Raw genomic sequence first — 24,734 nt, 5'->3', positions numbered from 1 at the left:
TGTCAACGATGCGAAAACCATAGGGCGGCCACGGGGCGGCCACGGGGCGGCCACGGGCCAAGCAGCACCTTGTGGGCGGCTTGCCCGCTGTATAGTAGGGGCCGGCTCGAGGCAACCAGACGGAGAACGGCGATGGCAGGCAAATCCAGGCGCAAAGGCGCCAAATCCTTAGCCCCGGCGGCGCCGGCCAGATCGCCTTTGGCACCGGCCCGCTTTGGCCCACTGCCGGAGATCGCCGGCCTCAGGCTGGCCGCCGCCAGCGCCGCTGTACGGGGCCGCGCCGGCAAAGACGTCATGCTGGCCGAACTGGCACCGGGCACCACCGTGGCCGGCGTCTTCACGCGTTCGCAAACCGCCAGCGCCCCGGTCGACTGGTGCCGCGCCGCCCTGCGCGGCGGCAGGGCCCGGGCGCTGCTGGTCAATTCCGGCAACGCCAACGCCTTCACAGGCGCCGCCGGGCTGGCCGCCGTCCAACGTACGGCCCGGGCGGCGGCCCAGGCCGTGGGCTGCCAGCCGGGCCAGGTCTTCGTCGCCTCGACCGGGGTGATCGGCGAGAAGCTGCCCGATCAGCGCATCACCCGGGTGCTGGGGGGACTTAAGCGTCGCCTCAAGCCGGGCGCCTGGAAGCCGGCGGCCGAGGCCATCATGACCACCGACACCTTCCCCAAGGGAGCCAGTCGCCAAGCCGAGATCGGCGGCCGGCCGGTGACCATCGCCGGCATCGCCAAGGGCTCGGGCATGATCGCGCCCGACATGGCCACCATGCTGGCTTTCGTGTTTAGCGATGCCCGCCTGCCCGCAGCCGTGCTCAAACGCTGCCTGGTGGCGGCCAACGCGCGCTCCTTCAACGCCATCAGCGTCGACAGCGACACCTCGACTTCGGATACGGTGCTGCTGTTCGCCACCGCCCGTGGGCCGCGCCACCGGCCGGTCAAATCCACCACTGATCCCTGCCTCAAGGATTTCCGGGCCAAGCTGGGCGAGGTGCTGACCGATCTCGCCCAGCAGGTCGTGCGCGACGGCGAAGGCGCCGGCAAATTCGTCACCGTCAACGTGCGCGGCGCCGAATCGGCCCGGGCGGCGCGGCAGATCGGCCTTTCGATCGCCAATTCACCCTTGGTCAAGACCGCCATCGCCGGCTGCGATCCCAACTGGGGCCGCATCGTCATGGCGGTGGGCAAAGCGGGCGAGAAGGCCGACCGCGACCGCCTTGGCATCGCCATCGGCGGCACCGAGATCGCCAGGCGCGGCCTGGCCGTGCCGGGCTACGACGAGGCCCCGGTGGCGGCCTACATGAAGGGCGACGAGATCGAAATTGCCGTCGACGTCGGCGTCGGCCGCGGCCGCTTCACGGTCTGGACCTGCGACCTGACGCATGGCTACATCTCGATCAACGCGGACTATCGTTCGTGAAAGCCAAGCCCATCCAGCTGGTGGTCGCCGCCGCCCTGGTCGATGCCGACGATCGGGTGCTGCTGGCGCGCCGCCCGGCCGGCAAGGCCCTGGCCGGGCTCTGGGAATTTCCCGGCGGCAAGCTGGCGGCGGATGAGACCCCGGAAGCGGCGCTGATCCGCGAACTGGCCGAAGAGCTGGCCATCGACGTCACCGAATCCTGCCTCGCCCCCTTCACCTTCGCCTCGCACGACTATGCCGATTTTCACCTGCTGATGGCGCTATACGTCTGCCGCGTCTGGCAGGGCAGGCCGCGGGCCCGCGAGGGCCAGGAGTTGAAATGGCTGCGGCCGCGCGAGATGGCCGATTACGACATGCCGCCCGCCGACAAGCCGCTGGTCGCCATGTTGCGGGATTTTCTTTAGAATTCAACATGTTATAATTAAGTTGGCCGGTGGAATCGGGCTTGATATCTGGCGGAGAATTTCATATATAGTCAAATATGAAATCAAAATGTAAGACGTTTGTGCATCAAAAAGGTATTTGAAGCGCAATGAGTAACATAATTGCTCGAAAAATTGAGGCCCTGCGCGATCGCGGCGGCATGAATGCCGTGGACGTGGCCAATGTTCTGGGTACGTCGCCGGCAACGGTGTCGCGCTGGAACACCGGCAAGGCTTCGCCACACCGGTCGTCGCAGCTCCTGCTCGTGGAGCTCGAATACGTCGTCGACCAACTGGCTGAGTTCTATACCCCGGACGAAGCCCGTCTCTGGCTCTATTCGCGCCACAAGCTGCTCGACGGCCGCAAGCCGGCCGAATTGATCCAGGAAGGCAAGATCGAGGAAGTCCTGGAAGTCATCGAGCAGCTCGCGGACAACGTCTACATCTGAGGCCGGTTTCGGGCGGCGATTACCGCATGGCCAGTAGCCACGTCCATGAGCGGGATCTGATCGACGCCCTGAGCGTCCAGGAGCCCATTGCCTTTGCCGGCAATGCTTATCGTGTCACATGGCGTGAACGCGATCCTCTGGCCGGCAGCCTGGCCGGTGGGCGCTGGGCACCGCCGCAGCTGTTCGAAGTCCTTTATACCAGTCTCGGTCCGGTCGCTGCCGTCGCGGAAATCCATTTCCATTTCTCCCGGCAATCGGTTTTTCCCTCACGGCCGGTATGTCTGAACACCCTCGGTGTGAAGACCGGCCGGACGCTGCGCCTGGCGGACGTTGGCCAACTGGAAGCGCTCGGCGTCGACACCCGAACCTACCGCTCCCTCGATTATCTGCGCTGCCGGCAAGTCGGTGCCGCCGCTCATTTTCTCGAGTTCGACGGCATGATCGTACCGAGCGCCCGTTACGCGGAGGACAACCTGGTGCTTTTCCTCGATCATTTGGCTGGGCACGGGGAGCTTTCCCTGGAAAGCAGTTCCGATCTCGACTGGCAGGAGTGGCGCTTGGCGCATCCCGAGGCGGCGGCAGGCCCGAAAACGTGAACCTGCGACGGTTCTCGGAGGCGGCAAAACGCCGTCTCAGATCCCGCCCCCGACTTCGCCCAAGGCATCGGCCAGGCTGGCCGTGGCGCTGCCGGGCCGCGCCGGCCGGGGCTGCGAGGGGTGCGGGGCCCAAGCCGTGATGGTGATGATATCGAAGCGCGCCGGCAGGCGGCCCTCTCTGTCGGCGTAGCGCTGGCGGTAGAGCTCGGCGGCGCGCCACAGCAGCTTTCGCGGCGTGAAGTTCCGCCGCCGTCCGTCCAGGGCGTTGCTCTCGCCCATGCCGCGCAAATCTCGCATCAGGCCGAGGGCGTCGCCGTAGCTGACGCTGAGGCTGTCGACGTCGGCCACCGGCAGGGCGAATCCGGCCCGGATGAGAAGGTCGCCGGCCTGGCGCACGTCGGCAAAGGGGGAGACGCGCGGACTGGCCCCGGCGCTCTGCTCGCTCTCGGCCTCGACCAGGGCGGCGCGCAACTGGCTCAGCGTGTCGCCGCCCAGAAAGGTTGCCAGAAAGAGGCCGTCAGGCTTGAGGCAGCGCCGGATCTGGGCCAGCGTGCCTGGCAGGTCGTTGACCCAGTGCAGCGCCAGGCCGCTGACTACCAGGTCGAACGAGGCCTCGGCAAAGGGCGAAAATTCCTCGTCGGCCACCAGGTCTAGGCCGTTGCCACCGCCCAGGCGCCGGGCGGCGGCGATGTGGGCCGCCGAGAGATCGCAGCGCACGATGCTTTCGATGCCGCCCAGGCCGGCGATGGCGCGGCTCAGCGTGCCGTTCAGGCAACCCAGATCGAGGGCGCGGGGAAAGCGTCGGGTGACGTCGGCCAAGCGTTCGCCGAGGCGAATCGCCACTTCGCGGGCCAGGAAATCGAAGTCCGCGAAGCCGGCCGCGGCGCGCTCGCGATGGCGCCGCAGGGCGCCACGATCGAAGATGAGGTGGTCGTCGGACATGCCGGCCATATGGCATTCCTGCCGCTCGGCGGCAAGATTTCTCTGCATTCCTGCCGCTTGGCGGCAGGATTTCTCTGCATTGACTCGGCGCGGCCCAGCCCGCTTAGATGCAACTTATGGCTGCCACACTGCTCTCGCGGGCCTCGCGGATCTTGCTGCCGGCGCTCGATATCGTCTTGCCGCCGCGCTGCCTGGCCTGCCGCGGCGCGGTCGACGCGCAGGGCCAGTTGTGCGCCGGCTGCTGGCGCCAGCTCACGTTCCTCGACGGCCCGATGTGCGCCGTTTGTGGCTTTCCCTTCGCCTATGACCAGGGGCCCGGGGCGCTCTGTGGTGGTTGCGCCCGCGAGCCGCCGGAATTCGCTGCCGCCCGGGCGGCGTTGCGCTACGACGAGGCCAGCCGCGGCCTGATCCTGGCGCTGAAGCACGGCGACCGAACCGACCTGGCGCCCAGCCTGGGGCGCTGGCTGGCCCGGGCCGGGGCGGAGCTCTTGCCTGGTGCCGACGTGGTGGTGCCGGTGCCGCTGCACCGCCGCCGGCTGTTTGCCCGGCGCTACAACCAAGCCGCCCTGGTGGCCCAGGCGCTGGGCCGGACCAGCGGTCTGGAATTCGTGCCCGATCTCTTGCAGCGCAAGCGGCCGACGCCGCCCCAGGGCGGCCTCAGCCGCAGCGCGCGTTTTCGCAACCTCGAAGGCGCCATCGTGCTGCCGGCCGGGCGCCGGGCGCAGGCCTTGGGCCGCACCGTGGTTCTGGTCGACGACGTCATGACCACCGGTGCCACCGTGCGCACTTGCGCCCGGGTGCTGCTGCGGGGCGGTGCCGGCGAGGTGCGGGTGCTCACCGTGGCCCGGGTTGTTCGGCCCAACAGCGACCCTATATAGTTGGCGGCCGGAGGTGGCGGATGAACGACGTGGTGATCTACACGACGCCCTACTGCCCGTTTTGCTGGCGGGCCAAGGGGTTGTTGGAAAAGAAAAGCGTCGGTTATGACGAGATCGACGTCAGCGCCGATGCCGAGGCCCGGCGGCGCATGATGGAACGGGCCGGCAGCCACACGGTGCCCCAGATCTTCATCGGCGAACGCCACGTCGGCGGCTGCGACGAGCTATATGAGCTCGACTTCGACGGCGAGTTGGATGGCCTGCTGGGAGCCGGCGCATGAGCAAACTGACGGTGGCTTGCGTGCAGCTCAACAGCGGTCCCGACATGGCCGCCAACCTGGCCAGCGTCGGCGATCTCGTGCGCCAGGCTCAAGCAGGCGGCGCCGACCTCGTGACGCTGCCCGAGAACAGCGCCCTGATGGCTGAAAGTGCGGCCGACCTGAGGGCCAGCGCCGTGCCCCAGGCCGAGCACCCGGCCGTCGCCGCTTGCGCCGAACTGGCGCGCCAGACCGGGGTCTGGCTGCTGGCCGGCACGCTGGGCGTGGGCTCGGCCGACGGGCGCGTGGCGCCGCGTTCGTTTCTTTTCGACGCCGAGGGGGAAATCGCCGCCCGCTACGACAAGATCCACATGTTCGACGTCGACCTGCCCGAGGGCGAAGTGCACCGCGAATCGAAGACCTTCGAGCCCGGTGACCGGGCCGTGCTGGCGGCTACGCCCTGGGGCCTGGTCGGCCTGACGGTCTGCTACGACGTGCGTTTTCCCTACCTCTACCGCGCCTTGGCCCAGGCCGGGGCGCGGCTGCTGACGGTGCCGGCGGCCTTCACCCGGGTCTCGGGCGAGGCCCACTGGCACACGCTGTTGCGCGCCCGGGCCATCGAGACGGGCTGCTTCGTGGTGGCGCCGGCCCAGTGCGGCCGGCATCCCCGCAAACGCCAGACCTACGGCCATTCGTTGATCGTCGATCCCTGGGGCAAGGTGGTGGCGGAGGCCGGCACGGAGGTCGGCGTGATCAGCGCCGAGATCGACCTGGCGGCCTCTGACGAGGCCCGGGCCATGATCCCGGCGCTGGGCCACGACCGCCGCTTCCAAGGCCCCGAACTGCCGGTCGTCGACACCGACCGCGCCAGCGGATAGGGCAAGGGCTAGGGCTTTACCAATTCAACAAAACGGCATTAACATTCCTTAATTAAGGGGACGCAGACGCTTTCTTAACGGACGCGGACGCTTTCTTAACGAAGTCAACGCCGCCGCATTAACGATTCTTAATTAAGGGGACGCGGACGCTTTTGTTCCTATTTTGGCGTCAGGGGGCGGGGCAGGGCGCTACGCCTGTACTCCAGCGCGCGCTGGCCGGGCAGGCGTACGGCCTCGATGCCCGGCGCCGGCGGGTTGGCGTGGCAGGTCCGGACCAGCCAGGCGGTCTGGGCCAGGAACGGGGCCTAGCCGGCAGTAAAGCATTCGCTCCGAATCCCGTCTACAATAGGCCCTGTGGCCAGCCGTTTCCCTTTCCCGGGCAGGAGATAACTGTGTCATCCCTCGATCAGTTCCGCGACGAGAGCCGCAGTTGGCTCGAGGCCAATTGCCCCGACAGTTGCCGCACGCCGATGCCGGAGGAGGAAACCGTGTGGGGCGGGCGCAAGCCGGTCTTCGTCAACCCCGATTCGCAGGCTTGGCTCGAACGCATGGCCGCCAAGGGCTGGACGGCGCCGACCTGGCCTCGGGAATACGGCGGCGGCGGTCTCGACAAGGACCAGGCCCGGATTCTGCAGGTTGAGATGGACCGCCTCAAGTGCCGCCCTCCCTTGTTCAGCTTCGGTCTCTGGATGCTCGGGCCGGTGCTGCTCGAGCTCGCCAGCGAGGTCCAGAAGCGGGAGCACCTGCCGCAGATCGTGGCCGGCCGGATCCGTTGGTGCCAGGGCTATTCCGAACCCGGCGCCGGATCGGACCTGGCGGGTCTGCAGACCAAGGCCGAGGACCGCGGCGATCACTATCTGGTCAACGGCCAGAAGATCTGGACCAGCTATGCCGACAAGGCCGACTGGATCTTCTGCCTGGTGCGCACCGACAGCTCTAAAAAGCACGAAGGTATAAGTTTTCTGCTCTTCGACATGGCCAGCGAAGGCGTCAGCACCCGTCCCATCAAGCTGATCTCGGGCTCCTCGCCGTTTTGCGAAACCTTCTTCGATGACGTGGCCGTGCCCAAGGAGAACCTGGTGGGGCGCCTGAACGGCGGTTGGGAGATCGCCAAGCGGCTGTTGCAGCACGAGCGCACCATGATTTCGTCCATGGGCATGGGCCGGGCCATCGGCTCGTCGGAGTTGTCCTTGGACGGCCTGGCCAAGGAATATGTCGGCGTCGACAACCGCGGCATCGCCGATGCCGTGCTGCGCGACGAGATCGCCCGCCAGGAGATCAACTCGCGCTGTTTCGCCGCGACGCTCAGACGTGCCGGCGAAGAAGCCAAGGCCGGCGGTCCGGGCCACACCTCGGCCATGCTCAAGTACTACGGCACGGAACATAATAAACGACGCATGGAGCTGATGATGAAGTGCACGGGCTTCCAGGGCCTGGGCTGGGAGGGCGAAGGCTTCGCGGACGACGAGCTCAACCTCACCCGCAGTTGGCTGCGCTCCAAGGGCAATTCGATCGAGGGCGGTACCTCGGAGGTTCAGCTCAACATCATCGCCAAGCGCGTCCTTGGCCTGCCGGACTAGGTGGGGCAGCGCTATGGCCTTGGTACTGAACGAGGAACAGGTCCTGATCAAGGACACGGCGCACAATTTTTTCGCCGCGGAGGCGCCCGTGGCGTCGCTCAGGGCGCTGCGCGACGAGGGCGATGCGCTGGGCTATTCGCCGGCGCTGTGGCGCGACATGGCGGAGCTCGGCTTTGCCGGCATCCTGGTGGCCGAGGAATACGGCGGCTCCGGGCTCGGCTATCTGGCCATGGGCCTGGTGCTGGAAGAATCAGGGCGCACCCTGGCCGCCACGCCGCTGCTGGCCACGGCGGTGATCGGGGCGGCGGCGCTGCAACTGGGCGGCTCGGCCGCGCAACAGAGTGAATTGCTGCCGGCCGTGGCCGCTGGCGAGTTGTTGCTGGCCTTGGCCCACGAGGAGGGAGCGCACCACGACCCCCGCCATGTCGCCACCCGGGCCGGGCCGGTCGACGGCGGCTTCCGGATCAGCGGCGAGAAGCGCTTCGTGCTTGATGGCCACGTCGCCGACCGACTCATCGTGGCGGCCCGCACGGCCGGCGGCCCGGCCGACGACGAGGGCGTGTCGCTGTTTCTACTGCCGGCCGACGCCGCTGGCATCAAACGCACCCGGACCATGATGGTCGACAGCCGCAACGCCGCCCGTATCTCATTCGATGGCGTCACTGTGGGGCCCGAGGCCGTGTTGGGCGAGATCGGCGGCGCTGCCGGGCTGCTCGACGATCTCCTGGACCGGGCCCGCATCGCGCTTTCGGCCGAGATGCTGGGCAGCATTTCCGAGGCTTTCGAGCGCAGCATCGAATATCTCAAGGTGCGCCAGCAGTTCGGTGTGCCCGTCGGCTCCTTCCAGGCGCTGAAGCACCGCGCGGCCCTGATGTTCAACGAGATCGAGCTCTCGAAATCCATCGTCATGGAGGGCCTCGATGCCCTTGATGCCGGCCGGGGCGACGTGGCCGAGCTGGCCAGTTGCGCCAAGGCCAAGCTTTGCGACGCCTTCGAGCTGGTGTCCAGCGAGGCGGTGCAACTGCACGGCGGCATCGGCATGACCGACGAGGAGGAGATCGGCTTCTTCCTCAAGCGCGCCCGGGTGGCCCAGCAGAGCTTCGGCGACGCCGCCTTCCACCGCGACCGCTTCGCGCGTTTGCGGGAGTTCTGAAACTGCCTGCGGACCCGGCAGCGGGCTGGCACGTCATCGTCAAGCCGGTGGGGCCGGCCTGCAACTACGATTGCGATTACTGCTTCTATACCGCCAAGCGAACCCTCTATCCCAAGCCGGCCCGGCTGCTCATGCCGGAGCCGGTGCTGGAGGCCTTTTTGCGCGGTATTCTCGATGGCTCGGCAGGCAACGTGCAGCTCTGCTGGCAGGGCGGCGAGCCGACCTTGGCCGGGCTCGACTTTTTGCGCCGCGCCGTCGAGTTGGCCGAGCGCATCCGCCCCGCCGGCGTGGGGCTCGAACATTCGCTGCAGACCAACGGCAGCCTGATCGACGAGGCCTGGGCCGATTATCTGGCCCAGGCCGGCATCCTGGTGGGACTCAGCATCGACGGGCCGCGGACGCTGACGGATCGCTACCGCCGCGACCGCAAGGGCCGGCCCACCTTTGAACGCACGCGGCGCGCCCTGGACCTGATGCTTGAGCGCGGCGTCGCGGTCAACACCCTGACCGTGGTACATCGCGGCAATGTGCGCGAGGGCCGGCGCATCTACCGCTTCCTGCGGCGCGCCGGCGTCGAGGTCATGCAGTTCATCCCGCTGGTCGAACGCCTGCGGCCCGACGGCACCCTGGCGTTGCCCGGCAAGGAGGCAACGGAAATCGCGCCCTGGTCGGTACCGCCCGAGGGCTTCGGGCGCTTCCTCGCGGCCGTGTTCGACGAATGGCAGGGCCGCGACGTGGGCCGGGCCTACGTCATGGCGTTCGAATCCCTGGTCGGCCACTTCCTCGGCGCGCCCCCCGGCCAGTGCGTCCACGCCGCCCGCTGCGGCCGGGCGCTGGCTCTCGAGCACAACGGCGATCTCTATGCCTGCGACCACTACGTCGATGCCGAACACCGGCTGGGCAACGTCACTGAACGCTCTTTCGCAGAATTGGCGGCGAGCCCGGGGCAGTGCCGCTTCGGGGCCGCCAAGGAGACCGGGTTGCCGGCCGCTTGCCGGGCGTGTGCGCATCTGGCGCACTGTGGCGGCGATTGTCCGAAGCACCGTTTCGTGGCCCAAGACGGCGGCGGCGGTGCCTTGAGCTACCTCTGCCCCTCCTACCGCCGCTTCTTCGCCCACGCCGCACCACGGGCCCAGGCCCTGGCGGCGGACCTTTCCCGGCGCTGATCAGCCGGCGCCGCTTTCGCCCGCCAGGTCGGCGCGTTCGGCTTCGAGGAAGGCGGCTGTCAGCTTGGCCATCTCGCCGTAGAGCGCCAGCTCCGCCTGCTCGATGATGCGGCGGCAGAATTCGGGTAGCCAGTGGCCCAGATGTTCCTCGATGAACGAGGCCTGGAGTCGGCGCTGGCTCAGTGCCGCCTCTTCCTCGCCGGCCCGCCAGGCCTCGGCCTCGCGGCCGGCCAGCGCCGCCATGAGCTCGAACTCGACGCTGACGTGATCGGGCAGGCCATGGTAGTCGGGGTCGTAGTCGAGGCCGGCCTCGCGGATCCGTGCCACGGCGTCGCTGGTGCTCCGGCCCCACAGCGTGCCGCCTTCGTTGGGCATGTTGGCCGAGGCGTGGGGCGAGACGTGCTTGCCCGGGCCGATGAAGAGGCGGGTGTATTCGACCGCCAGTTCCTCCAGCACCTCGGCCTCGGGACGCTGGAAGTAGGCGGCCTCGAGATCGGCTCCGGCGGCGCGCAGCAGCGTGATGTAGTCGGCATCGGCCAGCCGGTGAATCAGCTCGACATCGGGTTCGGCGCGAAAGAGGGTGGCCAGGAAGCCGTAGAGATTGGCGCGCTGGGCGGCGATGTGGGCCGGCTCGTCGTTTTTCATGGCCGAATGATAGGTCCGCCGAGCGGTCGCTGGGAAGGGCAGGGGGCAAAAAAAGGTGGGCCCGGGAAGGCTCCCGGACCCACCAAACGCCGCGGCGGCTAGACCTTGGCCACCTTGACCACGGTATCCATCCAGGCCTGCTGGCCGTTGATGGGATCGGGCCGGTTGGGGATGATCCAGTTGGGGTGCTCACCCTTGCTGGACCACCACTTGAATTTGTCACTGGGATCCTTGGCGCCGACGGGCGACTTCTTGCCCGAGGCGTAGCGTCCGTATTCCCAGTGTCCGCAGTGGAAGGAGATGGCGATGACGCCGGGTACCACCGCGGGCGTGACGTGGGCCTTGGTCTCGATCTCGCCGATCTCCGAGGTGACCTTGATCTTGTCGCCATGGCCAATGCCCAGGCCGGCGGCCGTGGCCGGGTTAATCCAACCCGGATTGTCGTGATAGATCTCGGTCAGCCACTTGCAGTTCTGTGTCCGCGAATGGACCTGCACGTTGACCTTGAAGGTGGTCAGGATGAGCTCGCCCTGGCCCATCTTCTGGTGCTCGGCGATGGGCCGGTAGATGGGCAGGGGATTCAGACCCTTGTCCTCCATGATCTCGGAGTAGAGCTCCATGAAGCCCGACTTGTTCACCTTGTCCGGCTTGAAACCCTTGTAGACCTTGTCGCCGATACGCTGGCCGACGTAGGCCTTGTAGGACTTCTTGGTGTGGGCATAACCCTTGGCCCGGGCTTCTTCCTCGGACTTGACCTTGGCCTTCTTCCAGTTCCAGTAGACGCCGGTGGCCTGGTCGAGGATGACACCATCATGCTCGTAGGCCTCGGGCTTCACGGTCTTGCGGTACGAGAAGTACTTGGGATGGGCGCCGGCTTCGCTGAAGACGCCGGCTTTGCGAATGAATTCGAAGCCGCCGGCGGCCTTCACCGCCTTGGTCTTTTCGCATGAGGCCTTGACGAACTCCTCCTTGTTCTTGATGCCCAGCGGGAAGCCCATGCGTTCGGCCAGTTCGCAGGTGACGTCGGCGAAATCCCGAACCTCGCCCAGTGGCTTCACCATGGGTTGGCGGATGTAGTACTCGGGGATCTGTGCCGGTGACACCATGTCCTCCCAATCCCAGCGCTCGAGGTAGGTGGCGTCGGGCAGGATGATGTCGGCCAGCGCCGCCGATTCGTCGTAGAACGGATTGACGCAGACCGTGAAGGGGATCAATGGCTCGTCCTTGAGAACCTCGATGTTCTCCTTCACATCGCCGTTCGAATAGACCGGCGCATAACAGTACCACATGTAGATTTCGGGCCGCCCTTGGCTGCCGTCCTTGATCACCTTGAGCACGTGATGGCTCATGTGATGGGTCGGCAGCTTGGCCTGGCCCTTGAAGCCGTCGACGATCTTGAGCTTCTTCGATTTGGGCTTCTTTTTCGGGCCCTTGGGATATTTCCACTTGGGGCCGACGGCCTTGCAGCGCCCACCCGGGTTGTCGACGTTGCCGGTGATGGAAGCCAGCATTTGCGCCGCCCGTTCGGTGTCGTTGCCGTTGACGTGGGCCACGGCACCGCGATAGGTGATCAGCACGGCCGGCTTGGTGGTGGCGAATTCGACGGCTATTTCCCGGATCATCTTGGCCGGGACACCACTTTGCTTTTCCGCCCATTCCGGCGTGTACTGGGCCAGGTGCGCCTTGAGGGCCGCGATCTTGTCGGCCACCGGGGGGTTCGGGCCCTTCGTCACCTTGACGAATTGCAGGAAGTCCTCGCCCTCGCCGGCATAGAGGCCGCCTTCCATGATGACGTTGCACATGGCCAGCATCACGGCACCGTCGGTGCCGGGCTTGACGGGGACCCACTCGCTCGACTTGGCGGCGGTGTTGGAAAGCCTGACGTCGAAGCTCACCATACGCACGTTGCGGTCGACGATGGCCCGAGCCAGGCGATGGGCCACCGCGGTGTGGTTGGTGTGGGCCTCGAGGCAGTTGGAGCCGAAGTTGAGCACGAACTTGGTGTGGTCGAAGTCCCAGTTGTCATAGTGCGACCCCCAGGTCAGCTCCTGCGCCGTCCACTTTCCGCCTTCGCAGATCGAAGTGTGGTTGCCGATGGTGCTGGTGCCGTAATTGGCCAGGAACACGCTCTTGATCAGCTTCGACGATGAGGCCTTCATGCGTCCGTAGTGGAACATGAATTTTTCCGGATGGCCGTCGTCGCGCAGCTTTTTCAAGCGCCCGGCAACCTCGGTCAGGGCCTCGTCCCAGCTCACGCGCTTCCACTTGCCCTCGCCACGAAGGCCTACGCGGCGCATGGGATAGAGGATGCGGTCGGGATCGTAGACCTGGTTGACCCCGGCCTGGGCCTTGGCGCAGATCTTGCCCTCGGTGCGGATCGAGTTGGGCTGGCCTTCGATCTTGACCAGGCGGCCGTTCTCGACGTAGCCGACGATGGGGCAGCGTGAGACGCACTGCCAGCAGGTCGACGGCACGGGCTGGCGTTCCCGTCCGGTCTGGGGCGAGTAGTCCTTGCCTTCACCAAAGGAGGCGCTTTGGGCAGTCAAGACGCCTCCCGTTGCCAGCGCCGCCGTCGTTGCCGCGGCACCGAGCTTCAGGAAATCTCTTCGCGTAGACATAGCAGCCTCCTTTAGAGCCCGATCGGGCCGGTAATCTGACCGGCTACGACCACCACGTAGCGCAGCATGAAGCCACCGATGAGGATGGCGATCGGAACCACGATCTCCATTCCCCGCGGCGCCACGAACTCGCCGTGGAAGACCAATCTGGGAATCACGTAGTAGAGCTCGATCAGGGCCGGCAGCAAGAGCCCGACGATGACCACGCCGAACCAGAACCAGTTGGCCAACTGGCCGCCCGCCAGGATCACGCTGACCGCCTCCTTGACGTTACCCACCGTGAGGTGCGCGAACATCACAAAGAGGAAGATCACCAGCAACTCGAAGCCGATCAGCATGGTGTCCGTGGAGGTCAGGATGTAGCCCGAGTTGTTGAACTGGCGCTCGGTCTCGGGATCGAAGCGGTTCGAGGGGAACAGCGCGCGCAGCAGCAGGATCGCCGCCACCCCCGTCGACAGCGACGACAGCAGGAACAGCATGGCCAGGATGGGCGAGTTCCAAAAAGGCCGCGCCGGCATGGCGCCCAGCAGGATGCCGGTATAGACCGCCGTGGCAATGCCGAAGGGAATGGCGATCCAGGACAGCAGGCGGCGCCAGGTGTAGCGCTGCTCCTGCGTCAGGCCCGGGGCCTCCTTCAGATAGGTGTAGGCATAGGCCAGACTGATGATGATGCAGGCCGTCAGCAACCAGGTGCCGACCGACATCGGCGACAAGTTCATCACCAGGTAGAGGTTGAAGAAGCGGAACATATGCCCCGCCTCGAACGACCCAAGTTCCAAGATCAGGAAGCCGCAGCCGATGATGATCGGCACGGGCGCCAGAAAGGCTCCGTAGCGTGCCGTATCGACGTGCATACCGCGTTGCGGATCTCCGCCCCGCAGGAACATCGAAGCGCTGACCGTCAGCGCCCCGGCACCCAAACCCGCCAAGAACAGATAGGCGATGACGGGAAACCCCCAGGTCAATCCCTCTGTCATGATTACCTCCTCTGTTTCTCGCGGCGATGCGTCGTCACCCGGATGTATTGTCCGGAATGGCGGGCGTCCGCTTCGTCGGAATGATCGGCGTTGATGTAGTAGACGTTGGGCTTGGTGCCCATGTCCTTGCGCAGCACCGTGACGTTGTTGCCGGCAATCAGGCGGGCCACCTCGCTCGAGGGATCGTTGAGGTCGCCGAACACCCGGGCCCGGCCGATGCAGGTGGTGACGCAGGCCGGTGCCGTGCCCTTGGTGGTGCGGTGCAGGCAGAAATCGCACTTGTCCGCGGAGCCCGAGATGGGATTGATGAAGCGGGCGTCGTAGGGGCAGGCTTGCAGGCAGTACTTGCAGCCGATGCAAACCTCGGCGTCGACCACCACGATACCGTCCTCGTCGCGCTTCCAGGTCGCCCCGGTGGGGCAGACGCTGACGCATTGAGGATCCGAGCAGTGGTTGCACAACCGGGGCAGGAAGGCCCGGCTGACATTGGGAAAATTGCCCTTCTCGACGTATTCGACCCACGACCTGGTGTACCCCAAGGGGGTGTCGAACTCGGCCTTGCAGGCTACCGAGCACGAATGACAACCGATGCAGCGCCGGGTATCGATGACCATGCCGAAGTGGGGTTTCGACGTGGCGGCCGCCGAGGCCTGGCGAGGCGTGGCCGCAATCACCGTCGCGGCAACCGCGCCGGCTCCGGCTCCTCGCAAAGCGTCGCGGCGAGAAAGTCGTTTCTCTGTTGTGGTGGACGACATCACCCGCTCCCGTTCGTTGTTGAAGTGCGATCGCGGCGTTAGCGCGAGCGCAAGCGCGATAAAGTTTCTGGGAATCGCAGGGGGATATTTCGGCAAAAAGCGGGGAATCACAATGCGACAAGGTGTCCTGCGGCAAACTGTCGCGGACGGGTTTGGCCAATAAAATCACGGTTTTCGAACCGCCGCATTTCTTGTCAATCCTGAAATACGCTAGGCTGAACTGACGCTTGGCAAATTGAAGAGTTGGCGGAGGGCGACAATGGCCGAGAGCAATTTCACCCAGTTCGATCGTTTCAAAGCCCAGATGGCGCTGCTGGTGCCGCTGCTGCGCCGTCTCAGGGCGGAGCTCGGCGAGGCCACGGCCGATGCCTTGGTGGCCGAGGTGCTGGATGCCGAGGCGCGGGCCCATGGCGAACGCCTGGCGGCGGCCGGCCGGGTCGACCGCCAAAGCATGCAGCGCGGCGTCGAAGCCTTTGCTGCGGGCGGCGCCCTTGAATACCAAACGCTGGGCGAGGACGAGACGGAGTTCGGCTTCGACGTGCGGCGCTGTGCCTACGCCGAACATCTGGAAAAGCTGGGGGCCCGAGAGCTGGGGCCCCTGTTGGCCTGTCGCGCCGACGAGCCCATGGCGGAGGGCATGGGCGTCGCCTTCGAGCGGCGCGAGACGCTGATGAGCGGCGGGACGTGTTGCGATTTTCGCTATCGATTGGGGTAAAACCGAGGGCCGCCGATGGCGCCTGACGGCAGGGCCGCGAAATGTGCTAAAAGAGGCGGCGGGGCAAAAGGAGAAGACGATGACCGGGAAAGCCGTTGCCATGGCCTCGGCGCTGTTTCTGGTGCTGTTGTTGCCAAGTGGCGCCAAAGCCGCCATGGCGAGCGACTTCGAGCGCCTGATCGCCGATTGCGAAGCCGGCAAGGCGAACTGCGAGAGCGATCTCTGGACCTTGGTCGACGTCACCGGCGACGACCATCTGACGGTTGCCGAGATCACCCGCTTTTTCCGTTTCGTCTTCGATACCGCCGACGTCAAGGCCCAGGCCGGCGGCAAGGACACGCTGCTGTTCAGCGTTCTGCTCGGCCCCCTTGGCGCCAAGGTGCTGGTCGATAATTTTGACTACGACGGCGATACCAAGGTGGCCCGCAAGGAGCTCTACCATGATGGCAACCAGGCCCAGATGCGGCGCATGCTGAGCCGTTTGCGCGGCGCCTTCGAGGAAATCGTCGGCGGTGCCGCCGAGATGGCCGGTGCCGCCGTCCTGGGCGGTGGCATGTCGGAGGTCATGAAAGGGGCGAGGGCCAGGGCCAGACCCCCGGCCCAGGCCGCGCCGCAGGTCCGGGCCGCGCCCCAGGCCCGGGCTTCGAGTGCCCCGGCACCGGCGGCCCAGAGCTCCGCGGCCCAGAGCAGCGTGCCGCAGGGCGCCCTGGCCAAGGCGCTGGGCCAGCAGGTCAGCGGCTGCTGGCAGGCGCCGCCGGGCAGTGGCGCGGCCCGCCAGCCGGTGATCAAGGTGCGGGTGAAGTTGCGCCGCGACGGCAACCTCAGGAGCACGCCCCAGGTGCTGAGCCGCAACACCGGCAGCCAGGCCGGCAGTGATCTGTTCCTGCCCACCGCCGACCGCGCGCTGCGCGCTGTCATGCGTTGCTCGCCCTATGAAATGCCGGCCGGCCAGTTCGCCGCCTGGCGGGTGCTGGAGCTGAATTTCGATCCTCAGGGCGTGCGGACGAAATAGGCCGCCGCGCCTTCCCACCAAAGGCACTTGATCGCCGCCGGGCGTTGACTATATTGCGCCTGCTGGCGCCTCGCTCACGGCTTGGTGGGGCGCCGATCCTCATGGCAGTAGCGGGCGCGGAGACCGGCCTGTCAAGCGCAACGGGAAGCGATAATGTCTGAGATGATCGCCTTGCAGGGGCTGACCAAGACCTACGGCTCCCTGGCCGCCGTCGACGGCATCGACCTCAGCGTCGGGCGCGGCGAGGTGCTGGGCTTCCTGGGGCCCAACGGCGCCGGCAAATCGACCACCATGAAGATGCTGGCGGGCTATCTGCCGCCGACCTCGGGCCGGGCACTGGTTTGCGGCCACGACGTGGTCGCCGAGCCCATCGCCGTCAAGCAGCGCCTGGGCTACTTGCCCGAGGGCGCGCCGACCTATGGCGACATGACGGTGGCCGGCTTCCTCGATTTCATCGCCGAGGTGCGTGGCTTCGACGGTGCCGAGCGGCGCCAGCGGGTGGAAAAGGCGCTGGGCACGGTGTCGCTGGAAAGCGTCGTCGGCCAGCGCATAGAAACACTCTCCAAGGGCTTCAAACGCCGCGTCGGCCTGGCCCAGGCGATCCTGCACGACCCCGAGGTGCTGATCCTGGACGAGCCCACCGACGGCCTCGATCCCAACCAGAAGCACCATGTGCGTTCGATGATCCGGGAAATGGCAGCCGAAAAGGCCATCATCATCTCGACCCATATTCTCGAGGAGGTCGAGGCGGTGTGCAGCCGGGCCGTGATCATCGCCGCCGGGCGCCTGCTGGCCGATGGCACGGCCGAGGAGCTGCAGGCCAGGCTGCCCGAGCACAACGCCGTGGCGCTGGTCGTGGCGCACGCCGACGAGGGCAAATTGCGCCCGGCGCTGGTCGGTCTGGATGGGGTTGCCAGCCTGGAGGTGGCCCACATGGCCTCCGGCGCGGTGCGCTTGCGGGTGCTGCCGGCACCGGGCCAGGACTTGGCGGCGGCCGTGGCCGGGGTAATCCGGACCCAAGGCATCGCCGTGGAGGAGCTGACGGTCGAGCGCGGGCGCCTCGACGACGTCTTTCGCCAGATCACCGGCGGCGATCCGGAGGCCGGCCATGCGTAATATCCGGGTCATCGCCAAACGCGAGCTGCGAAGCTACTTCTCGACGCCACTGGCCTACGTCTTCATCGTCATCTTCCTGGCGCTGACCGGTGCCTTTACCTTCTATATCGGCCAGTTCTTCGGGCGCGGCCAGGCCGACCTCGGCAGCTTTTTCGGCTACCACCCCTGGCTCTACCTGCTGCTGGTACCGGCGGTGGCCATGCGCTTGTGGGCCGAGGAACGCAAGACCGGCACGGTGGAGCAGCTCATGACGCTGCCCATCTCGACGGCGCAAGCGGTGCTGGGCAAGTTCTTCGCTGCCTGGGCTTTCATCGGCCTGGCTCTGGTGCTGACCTTTCCCATGTGGATCACGGTCAACCTGCTGGGCGATCCCGACAACGGCGTGGTGCTGGCCAGCTATCTCGGCAGTCTGGTCATGGCCGGCGCCTTCCTGGCCATCGGCTCGTGCATCTCGGCCCTGACCAAGAACCAGGTCATCGCCTTCATCGTCTCGGCCACGGTGTGCTTCCTCTTCACCATGAGCGGCATGGCGCTGGTTCTCAGCTTCTTCCAGGGCTGGGCGCCGCGGGCGCTGGTGGATCTGGTCGCCTCGCTCAGTTTCCTGACCCACTTCCAGGCCATCACCAAGGGCGTGATCGATTTCCGCGACCTGGTCTTCTTCCTTTCGATGATCGTCTTTTGGCTCGGCGCCAACGTCGTCATCGTCGACCTCAAGCGGGCGGACTAGGCCATGGCGATAGCGGGCATGGATAGCAGCAGCGACAGCCAGCGCCGGCGCCTGGCCTTGGTGGGCTTGGCGCTGGCGGCGATCATCTTCCTCGGCGTCAACGTTTTGGCCAACGCGGCCTTCACCTCGTGGCAGCTCGATCTCACCGAGGACGAGCTCTATTCGCTGTCGCCGGGCACCAGTACGGTGCTGGCGGCCATCGACGAGCCCATCGCGGTCGAGCTCTATTTTTCCGACGGCCTGGGCCAACGCAGCCCGCTGCACGCCAACTTCTACAACCGCGTGCGCGAGTTGCTGGAACGCTACGCCGACCTTTCGGGTGGCCGCCTGCAGCTCGACATCCGCAATCCCCAGCCCTTCACCGACGTCGAGGACCGGGCCGTGGCCTCGGGCCTGCAGGGGGTGCCGCTGGGCGATTCGGGCGATCTCGGCTATTTCGGCCTGGTCGCCAGCAACTCCACCGACGGCCAGGAGGTGGTGCCGTTTTTCAACGCCGAGCGCGAGCGCTTCGTGGAATACGATTTGACTTCGCTGATCCACCGCCTGGCCAATCCCAAAAAGAAGGTGCTGGCGGTGCTTTCGTCGCTGCCCGTGCTGGGGGCCGGCCGGGCCGGCCGGCCGGCGCCGCCCTGGCTGTTCACCGAGCAGATCGGCAATTTCTTCGATGTGCGGCCCATGACCATATTTGACAAGCAGGTGCCGGATGATGCCGACCTGCTGCTCATCATCCATCCCAAGGGCTTCGACGATATCCTCAAATACGCCATCGACCAGTTCGTCTTGGGCGGCGGCAAGGTCATCGTCTTCGTCGACCCCAACGCCGAAGTCCAGGCGCTTTCCGGCATGCGGCTGCCCGACGCCGTCTCCGACTTCAACCGCCTGCTCGAGGCCTGGGGGGCGCGCCTGGTCAAGGACAAGGTGGTGGGCGACCGCGACGCTGCCCAGCGCGTCAACGCGCCCGGCGGCAACCGGCCGGTGGTGGCCGACTACGTGGTCTGGCTGAATTTGATGCAGCGCCACTTCGAGCAGGACGACGTGGTCAGCGGCGACATCCGGCAGATGATCATGGCCACCGCCGGTATCCTCGAGCCCGTGCCCGCCGCCGGCACCAGCTTTGCGCCGCTGGTCCAGACCGGGGCCCGGGCCATGCCCATCGACACCGTGCAGGTGATCGGCATGCGCCCCGACCCGCTGGGGCTGCTGCGCGCCTATAAGGACGGCGACAAGCGCCTGGCCTTGGCCGCCCGCCTGACCGGCCCGGTCAAAAGCGCCTTTCCCGAGGGCCCGCCCAAAGCCAAGGAGGCGGAGAAGAAAACAGACGCCAAGGAAGAAGCCGCCAAGGATGAAAACGAAAAGGCCGCGAAGGCGGCCCACCTGGCGGCCTCGAAAGGGCCCATCAACGTCATCGTGGTGGCCGACGTCGACATGCTCTATGACGAGTTCTGGGTCAGCCAGCGCGACTTCTTCGGCCAGAAGGTATTGGTGCCGATCTCCAACAACGTCGATTTCCTGATCAATGCACTGGATAACCTGAGCGGCAGCGAGGCCCTGGTCGGGCTCAGGGGCCGGGGCCAAACCTCGCGGCCCTTCACTATGGTGGACGAGATCCGCCGTGATGCGGAAGCCCGCTTCCGCTCGCGCGAGCAGACGCTGCTCAAAAGCCTGCAGGAGATCCAGCGGAAACTGACCCGCCTCAAGGGCGGCGAAAAGGCCCAGGGAGAGGCCATCCTGCCGCCCGAGGCCAAGCGCGAGATCGAAAAGTTCCGCCAGGAAATGGTGGTCGTCCGGCGCGGTCTTCGCGACGTCCAGCAGGCCCTGAGGGCCGATATCGAGTCCCTCGATTCCTGGCTCAAGTTCTTCAACATAGCGGCCATACCGCTGCTGCTCGGTATCGCCACCGTGGTGGCCGCCGTGCTGCGCCGTCGGCGCCCGGCGCCGGGGAGGACGGCATGAAGCCCAAAACGGTAGCCATCCTGGCCCTGGTGGCGTTACTCACCAGTGTGGCGGCGGGCCTGGCGCTTAATAACCAGCGCCCCGCCCTGGCCACGATGGCTAGAGGTGAGAAACTTTTCCCGGGCCTTGCCGACAAGGCGAGTGGGATCAGCTCGGTGGTGCTGGAGAGCGGCGGCCGAACCATGACCTTCGAGCGCACGGGGAAAGGCGGGGGAGCGGCTTGGACGCTCAAGGAAAGCGACGGCTATGCCGTCGAGGCGGCCAAGCTCAGCGGTCTGATCATCAGCCTGGGCGAGCTCGAGCTGCGCCAGGCCAAGACCAAGCGGCGCGACCGCCTGGCGGTGCTCGATCTCGACGATCCCTCGGCCGATTCCGAGGCCAAGCGCCTGCGGCTTTTGGATGCCCAGGGCCAGGTCATCGCCGGCCTCGTCATCGGCAAGAGCAAACTGGGCAGCAGCGAGGCCGGCCGCGGCATTTATCTGCGCCGCGACGGCGAGGACCAGGCCTGGCTGGCCCAGGGCGAGATCAACGCCGACAGCGCCCCCGACGGCTGGCTGGTGAAGGGGCTCTTCGACGTCGACCGAGACCGCGTCGCCCGGGTCAGCGTCAAGCACCCGGACGGCGAGACGATTGTGGTGGGCAAGGAAAATGCCGAGCAGAAAGACGCCCGCCTGCTCAACCTGCCCGAGGGCGAGGCGGTGCGTGAGAAAGCCACGGCCGACGCCTATCTGCGGCCCTTCGATGATTTCGAGCTGCGCGATGCCCGCCAGGCGGCCAACAAGGTGTTGGCCGTCGATAAGACGATCAGCGTCGAGATGACCACTTTCGACGGCCTCACCGTGAAGCTCGCTTTCGTCGTCGAGGGCGACAAGGCCTGGGCCACCATAGCTGCCAGCGGCGAGAAGAAAGAGGGCGCCAAAGACCATGATGCGGTCAAGGAAGCGGCCGAGATCAACGCCCGCGGACAGGGCTGGGTGTTCGAGATCCCCGACTGGAAGGTCACCACGCTGAAGCAGCGTCTGGCCGACGTGATCAAGAAAAAAGACGACAAAAAGTAGCCTGCGGCCTATATCGGCTGACATGTCGATTTTCGAGCGTTTTCTCACCCTGTGGGTTGCTCTCTGCATCGTTGCCGGGGTGGCGCTGGGTAATTTGTTTCCCGGGCTGTTTCGCCTCATCGCCGCGGCCGAGGCCTTCCAGGTCAACCTGCCGGTGGCCGGACTGGTCTGGCTGATGATCGTGCCCATGCTGGTCAAGATCGATTTCGGGGCACTTCATCGGGTGCGCGATTACTGGCGCGGTATCGGCGTCACCCTGTTCATCAACTGGGCCGTCAAGCCCTTCTCCATGGCGCTTTTGGGCTGGCTTTTCATCGCCGGCCTGTTTGCCCCCTACCTGCCGACGGCGGAGCTCGAGAGCTATATCGCCGGCCTCATCCTGCTGGCCGCCGCGCCCTGCACGGCAATGGTCTTCGTCTGGTCCAACCTCTGTGACGGCGAGCCCCACTTCACCCTCAGCCAGGTGGCGCTCAACGACATCATCATGGTCTTTGCCTTCGCCCCCATCGTGGCGCTCTTGCTCGGCCTTTCCGCCATTGCCGTGCCCTGGCAGACGCTGTTGCTCTCGGTGGGGCTCTATATCGTCGTGCCGGTGCTGTTGGCCCAGGCCTTGCGCCGGCGTTCCATCGCCGCCGGCGAGGCGGCGCTGGCGCGGCTGCAGGGGCGCTTGCAGCCGCTCTCGCTGCTGGCGCTGTTGACCACGCTGGTGCTGCTTTTCGGCTTCCAGGGCGAGCAGATCCTGAACCAGCCCCTGATCATCGCCATGCTGGCCGTACCCATCGTCATCCAGGTCTACTTCAATTCCGGCCTGGCCTATCTGCTCAACCGGCTCAGCGGCGAGGCCCATTGCGTGGCCGGGCCTTCGGCCCTGATCGGCGCCAGCAATTTCTTCGAGTTGGCGGTGGCGACGGCCATCAGCCTGTTTGGTTTCGAATCCGGGGCGGCGCTGGCCACCGTGGTCGGCGTGCTCATCGAAGTGCCGGTGATGCTCTCGGTGGTGCGCATCGTGAATGGCAGCCGGGCCTGGTACGAAAGCGCGCCCTCGGTGCGGCGCGGGCTGGCCAACCCGCCATGAGCGGCCGGCCGATCGATCCCGGCACCCTCGAGCGGGTCGTCGCCATCTTCTACTACGGCCGATCGGGCTCGGTCTTTTTGCAAAGCCTTTTCGATTCCCACCCCGACGTGCTGACCGTGCCGGCCGAGCACCTGCACGATTTCTACCCCTTCTGGGACGGCGTGGCGGCGCGGCCGGCAGCGGCCCAGGTGAGGGCTTTTTGTGACCGCTACGGCGCCCTTTTCGAGCCCGCGGCGGACCACTGGGGGGTGGCCCGAGAGACCTTCGCGGCGGCCCTGGAGGCTCATCTGCGGGCGTACGGGCCCGATTTCGAGGACCAGCCCGCGCCGCGCAAATTCTTCTTCCAGGCCGTCTTCGCCGCCTACGCCGAGGCCCAGGGCCGGGACTTTGCCTCGCAGCGCCCCTGGATCGTCTTCCAGGCCCACAATCCGCTGATCTTCGCGGTCGACGGCCTGTTGGAGGATTTCGGCAATGATCTCAGGTTCCTGCACAGCTTGCGCGAGCCCCTGGCGGCCATGGCGTCCTGGTTCCGCCTGGCCTGGGAGCGCGACGGCCCGGCCCCGGACCTGGCGGCAATGGCCCTGATCCGCAGCATCTACCACGCCAAGCCGATCTTCAGCGGTGCCCGCAACCTCAGGTCCACCAGGGCCCCGAAATTGACCGCCGGTGACCTCGATCGCCTGGCCCAGTGGGACGAGGCCAACTGCCGCGGCGTGCGTCTGGAAGACTTGCACGCGGAGCCCCGCCAAACCATCGAGAAAATCTGCGCCTGGCTGGACTTGCCTTGGCACGAGGCCTTGCTGGAAAGTACCTTCGACGGCCGGCCCTGGGCCCAGGTCTCGACCGACGGCTCCCTGGCGGCCGGCTTCCGGGGGACGATGGCGGCTGCGCCCGACGGCCTCTATAGCCCCCTCGACCGCCTGAGAATACGAACGCTGCTGGCCGACAAGTACCGGGCCTGGGATTACCCGCGGCCCGGCTGGGTCGGCAGCCGCCTGATACAGGCTCTGGTCTTCCTGCTCTGGCCTCTGCCCTTTGGCATGGAATGGCGGCTCTGGCGCGCCGGCCGGCCCTCGTTCGCCGCCTACCTGGCGCTACGCCGCGACGTCGCTGGCTGGTGGTGGCGCGACCGGCGAGGCGGCGTGCCGGCGATCAGGCTGTTATGACGCTTTGACCGCCATGGCCGGCTTGTTGGTGACCTCGAAGATGGCGCCGCCGTAGCCCGCTTCTTCCGGGATGCGCATGGTGCGAATACCGTCCTCGAATTTCTCGAGCTGGGGCCGCACGGTGACCACGGGGGCATTTCGGGCCGCCGTGATGGCCTCGGCGACGGTGGCGGAGCGGCCCAGCTTTTCCAGGTTGAGGCGGGTGGCGAAGACCAGGCGGCAGCGTCCGGCATCGGCTTCGGCCGTAGTCCAGGCCGGCCGGGCCCAGATCGAATCGACGGCTTCGCTGCCATCGTGCACGGCCACCTGTCCCGGCGGCGCCGCCACCAAAAAGAAATGCGTATCGAAGCGCTTGGGCACCAGCGGCGGCGTGATCCAGTGGGCGAAATGAACCAGCCCGTCGAGCGCCAGCACGAGATCTTCGGCCGCCACGAACTCGGCAAGCCCGGCCTCGCCGCGGTGCAGGCGCCCGGCCCAGGGCTCCAGCGCCGCCAGTTCGTCGCCATCCATCAGGTCGGCGCCGCCGCGCCGCCGGGCCAGCAGCACGCCGCATTCCTCGAAGGTCTCGCGCAAGGCCGCCAGGCGTAGCGCCAGGTCGCCATCATCAATTCCCTCGGCACCCTCGCAGGCCGTCCGCAGTGCGCCGTCGGTGTCGCCCGCCTCGACCTTGCCGCCGGGAAAGACCAGGGCACCCGAGGCGAACTCGATATCGTGATGGCGTTTGACCAGGAATACCTCGATGCCATCGGCACCGTCGCGGGCCAACAGCACGGTGGCCGCCGGCTTGGGCTCGACGTGGGAAAAATCCTTGGGTTTCACGAACTACCTCCGAAGAAAGTTACGGTATTAGACCTCGGCCTCGGTGAGCAGGGGCTCGAGGGTGGCGTCGATGTCGGTGGCCGTGGCCCTGATGTGGGCCAGCAGCGCGCGTTCGTTGTCGTCGAGCACGCCGTCCTGCTTGATCTGGGCGGTCAGCCAGGCCGCCTCTTGCGCGTCGATCGAGGAGCGTGCGTAGACCTCGACCTCGGGCTCGCCCTTGGCCTGATTCCTTACCGCCGCCAGGCGCTGGTGACGCTTGACCCAGCCCGGGGTGATTTGACCGCGCGAGATGAAGCGGTTCAGCCCCTTGGCAAAGTCCTTCATGAAACCGCCTGTGCCTCGGCGCTCATCGAGCCAGGCTTCG

Annotated in this window: 25 protein-coding genes; 18 read left to right on the top strand and 7 right to left on the bottom strand. The window is 66.5% G+C overall.

The annotated features are described in order from the left end of the window. The first annotated feature begins 132 nt into the window (after positions 1 to 132). The 4 genes from argJ to QGG75_10570 all read left to right on the top strand — a co-directional run bounded on the left by argJ (position 133) and on the right by QGG75_10570 (position 2,880). A complete protein-coding gene (argJ, locus tag QGG75_10585; protein ID MDP6067680.1) occupies positions 133 to 1,413 on the top strand; it encodes a bifunctional glutamate N-acetyltransferase/amino-acid acetyltransferase ArgJ in 1,281 nt (426 codons plus the stop codon). Further along, entirely contained in the window at positions 1,410 to 1,817 is a 408-nt protein-coding gene (locus QGG75_10580) for a (deoxy)nucleoside triphosphate pyrophosphohydrolase (GenBank protein MDP6067679.1), read from the top strand. The genes argJ and QGG75_10580 overlap by 4 nt, the downstream gene beginning before the upstream one ends. 179 nt (positions 1,818 to 1,996) lie before the next feature. After that, the gene (locus QGG75_10575) at positions 1,997 to 2,284 is read left to right on the top strand and encodes a DUF2384 domain-containing protein (GenBank protein ID MDP6067678.1); all 288 of its coding nucleotides are present in this window, start codon (positions 1,997 to 1,999) and stop codon (positions 2,282 to 2,284) included. 26 nt (positions 2,285 to 2,310) lie between these two features. Next, positions 2,311 to 2,880 (top strand): RES family NAD+ phosphorylase, encoded by a 570-nt coding sequence (locus tag QGG75_10570; protein MDP6067677.1) that lies wholly within the window; start codon positions 2,311 to 2,313, stop codon positions 2,878 to 2,880. 36 nt (positions 2,881 to 2,916) lie between these two features. Here QGG75_10570 and QGG75_10565 read toward each other — a convergent pair whose 3' ends face one another. Next, positions 2,917 to 3,870 carry a methyltransferase domain-containing protein gene (locus tag QGG75_10565; protein MDP6067676.1) on the bottom strand — a complete coding sequence of 318 codons (954 nt, stop codon included), beginning with the start codon at positions 3,868 to 3,870 and terminating at the stop codon, positions 2,917 to 2,919. A 68-nt stretch (positions 3,871 to 3,938) separates the two neighbouring features. Here QGG75_10565 and QGG75_10560 point away from each other — a divergent pair, with 68 nt between their 5' ends. From QGG75_10560 to QGG75_10535, 6 genes are all read left to right on the top strand, one after another. Further along, entirely contained in the window at positions 3,939 to 4,700 is a 762-nt protein-coding gene (locus tag QGG75_10560; GenBank protein ID MDP6067675.1) for a ComF family protein, read from the top strand. Between the two features lie 20 nt (positions 4,701 to 4,720). Then, on the top strand, positions 4,721 to 4,981 hold the full coding sequence (grxC, locus tag QGG75_10555; protein MDP6067674.1) for a glutaredoxin 3: 261 nt from the start codon (positions 4,721 to 4,723) through the stop codon (positions 4,979 to 4,981). Then, the gene (locus QGG75_10550) at positions 4,978 to 5,835 is read left to right on the top strand and encodes a carbon-nitrogen hydrolase family protein (protein ID MDP6067673.1); all 858 of its coding nucleotides are present in this window, start codon (positions 4,978 to 4,980) and stop codon (positions 5,833 to 5,835) included. The genes grxC and QGG75_10550 overlap by 4 nt, the downstream gene beginning before the upstream one ends. Positions 5,836 to 6,227: 392 nt before the next feature. After that, the gene (locus QGG75_10545) at positions 6,228 to 7,415 is read left to right on the top strand and encodes an acyl-CoA dehydrogenase family protein (protein MDP6067672.1); all 1,188 of its coding nucleotides are present in this window, start codon (positions 6,228 to 6,230) and stop codon (positions 7,413 to 7,415) included. 13 nt (positions 7,416 to 7,428) lie between these two features. After that, entirely contained in the window at positions 7,429 to 8,568 is a 1,140-nt protein-coding gene (locus tag QGG75_10540) for an acyl-CoA dehydrogenase family protein (GenBank protein ID MDP6067671.1), read from the top strand. 2 nt (positions 8,569 to 8,570) lie between these two features. After that, complete coding sequence (locus tag QGG75_10535) at positions 8,571 to 9,734, top strand: anaerobic sulfatase maturase (GenBank protein MDP6067670.1); 1,164 nt, start codon at positions 8,571 to 8,573, stop codon at positions 9,732 to 9,734. On the opposite strand, the gene QGG75_10530 is transcribed toward QGG75_10535, so the two are convergent. From QGG75_10530 to QGG75_10515, 4 genes are all read right to left on the bottom strand, one after another. Then, the gene (locus QGG75_10530) at positions 9,735 to 10,379 is read right to left on the bottom strand and encodes a molecular chaperone TorD family protein (GenBank protein ID MDP6067669.1); all 645 of its coding nucleotides are present in this window, start codon (positions 10,377 to 10,379) and stop codon (positions 9,735 to 9,737) included. It abuts the gene before it with no gap. A gap of 98 nt (positions 10,380 to 10,477) precedes the next feature. Beyond that, the gene (locus tag QGG75_10525) at positions 10,478 to 12,997 is read right to left on the bottom strand and encodes a molybdopterin-dependent oxidoreductase (protein MDP6067668.1); all 2,520 of its coding nucleotides are present in this window, start codon (positions 12,995 to 12,997) and stop codon (positions 10,478 to 10,480) included. Between the two features lie 11 nt (positions 12,998 to 13,008). Further along, positions 13,009 to 13,974, bottom strand: coding sequence for a polysulfide reductase NrfD (gene nrfD / locus QGG75_10520; GenBank protein ID MDP6067667.1), 966 nt, complete (start codon positions 13,972 to 13,974; stop codon positions 13,009 to 13,011). A 2-nt stretch (positions 13,975 to 13,976) separates the two neighbouring features. Continuing rightward, on the bottom strand, positions 13,977 to 14,588 hold the full coding sequence (locus QGG75_10515) for a 4Fe-4S dicluster domain-containing protein (protein MDP6067666.1): 612 nt from the start codon (positions 14,586 to 14,588) through the stop codon (positions 13,977 to 13,979). Between the two features lie 400 nt (positions 14,589 to 14,988). Here QGG75_10515 and QGG75_10510 point away from each other — a divergent pair, with 400 nt between their 5' ends. The 8 genes from QGG75_10510 to QGG75_10475 all read left to right on the top strand — a co-directional run bounded on the left by QGG75_10510 (position 14,989) and on the right by QGG75_10475 (position 23,551). Then, positions 14,989 to 15,444: an L-2-amino-thiazoline-4-carboxylic acid hydrolase gene (locus QGG75_10510; GenBank protein ID MDP6067665.1), complete on the top strand. Its 456-nt coding sequence runs from the start codon at positions 14,989 to 14,991 to the stop codon at positions 15,442 to 15,444. A gap of 79 nt (positions 15,445 to 15,523) precedes the next feature. After that, entirely contained in the window at positions 15,524 to 16,456 is a 933-nt protein-coding gene (locus QGG75_10505; protein ID MDP6067664.1) for a hypothetical protein, read from the top strand. A 162-nt stretch (positions 16,457 to 16,618) separates the two neighbouring features. After that, the gene (locus QGG75_10500) at positions 16,619 to 17,572 is read left to right on the top strand and encodes an ABC transporter ATP-binding protein (GenBank protein MDP6067663.1); all 954 of its coding nucleotides are present in this window, start codon (positions 16,619 to 16,621) and stop codon (positions 17,570 to 17,572) included. After that, on the top strand, positions 17,565 to 18,299 hold the full coding sequence (locus QGG75_10495; protein ID MDP6067662.1) for an ABC transporter permease: 735 nt from the start codon (positions 17,565 to 17,567) through the stop codon (positions 18,297 to 18,299). Before QGG75_10500 ends, QGG75_10495 begins: the two co-directional genes overlap by 8 nt. A gap of 18 nt (positions 18,300 to 18,317) precedes the next feature. Then, positions 18,318 to 20,252: a Gldg family protein gene (locus QGG75_10490; protein MDP6067661.1), complete on the top strand. Its 1,935-nt coding sequence runs from the start codon at positions 18,318 to 18,320 to the stop codon at positions 20,250 to 20,252. Next, positions 20,249 to 21,310 (top strand): DUF4340 domain-containing protein, encoded by a 1,062-nt coding sequence (locus QGG75_10485; GenBank protein ID MDP6067660.1) that lies wholly within the window; start codon positions 20,249 to 20,251, stop codon positions 21,308 to 21,310. Before QGG75_10490 ends, QGG75_10485 begins: the two co-directional genes overlap by 4 nt. A gap of 22 nt (positions 21,311 to 21,332) precedes the next feature. Beyond that, positions 21,333 to 22,385: an ACR3 family arsenite efflux transporter gene (gene arsB, locus QGG75_10480; protein ID MDP6067659.1), complete on the top strand. Its 1,053-nt coding sequence runs from the start codon at positions 21,333 to 21,335 to the stop codon at positions 22,383 to 22,385. Next, positions 22,382 to 23,551: a sulfotransferase gene (locus tag QGG75_10475; protein ID MDP6067658.1), complete on the top strand. Its 1,170-nt coding sequence runs from the start codon at positions 22,382 to 22,384 to the stop codon at positions 23,549 to 23,551. Before arsB ends, QGG75_10475 begins: the two co-directional genes overlap by 4 nt. Here the strand turns inward: QGG75_10475 and QGG75_10470 are convergent. Further along, complete coding sequence (locus tag QGG75_10470) at positions 23,546 to 24,370, bottom strand: NUDIX domain-containing protein (GenBank protein ID MDP6067657.1); 825 nt, start codon at positions 24,368 to 24,370, stop codon at positions 23,546 to 23,548. The genes QGG75_10475 and QGG75_10470 overlap by 6 nt on opposite strands. 27 nt (positions 24,371 to 24,397) lie before the next feature. Next, positions 24,398 to 24,734, bottom strand: a 337-nt coding sequence (locus QGG75_10465; protein ID MDP6067656.1) for a hypothetical protein, incomplete at its 5' end; no start/stop codon positions are given.

This window comes from Alphaproteobacteria bacterium, assembly GCA_030740435.1.
In the GTDB taxonomy this organism is placed as follows: Bacteria; Pseudomonadota; Alphaproteobacteria; order UBA2966; family UBA2966.
This window is presented reverse-complemented; position numbering and strand designations above follow the sequence as displayed.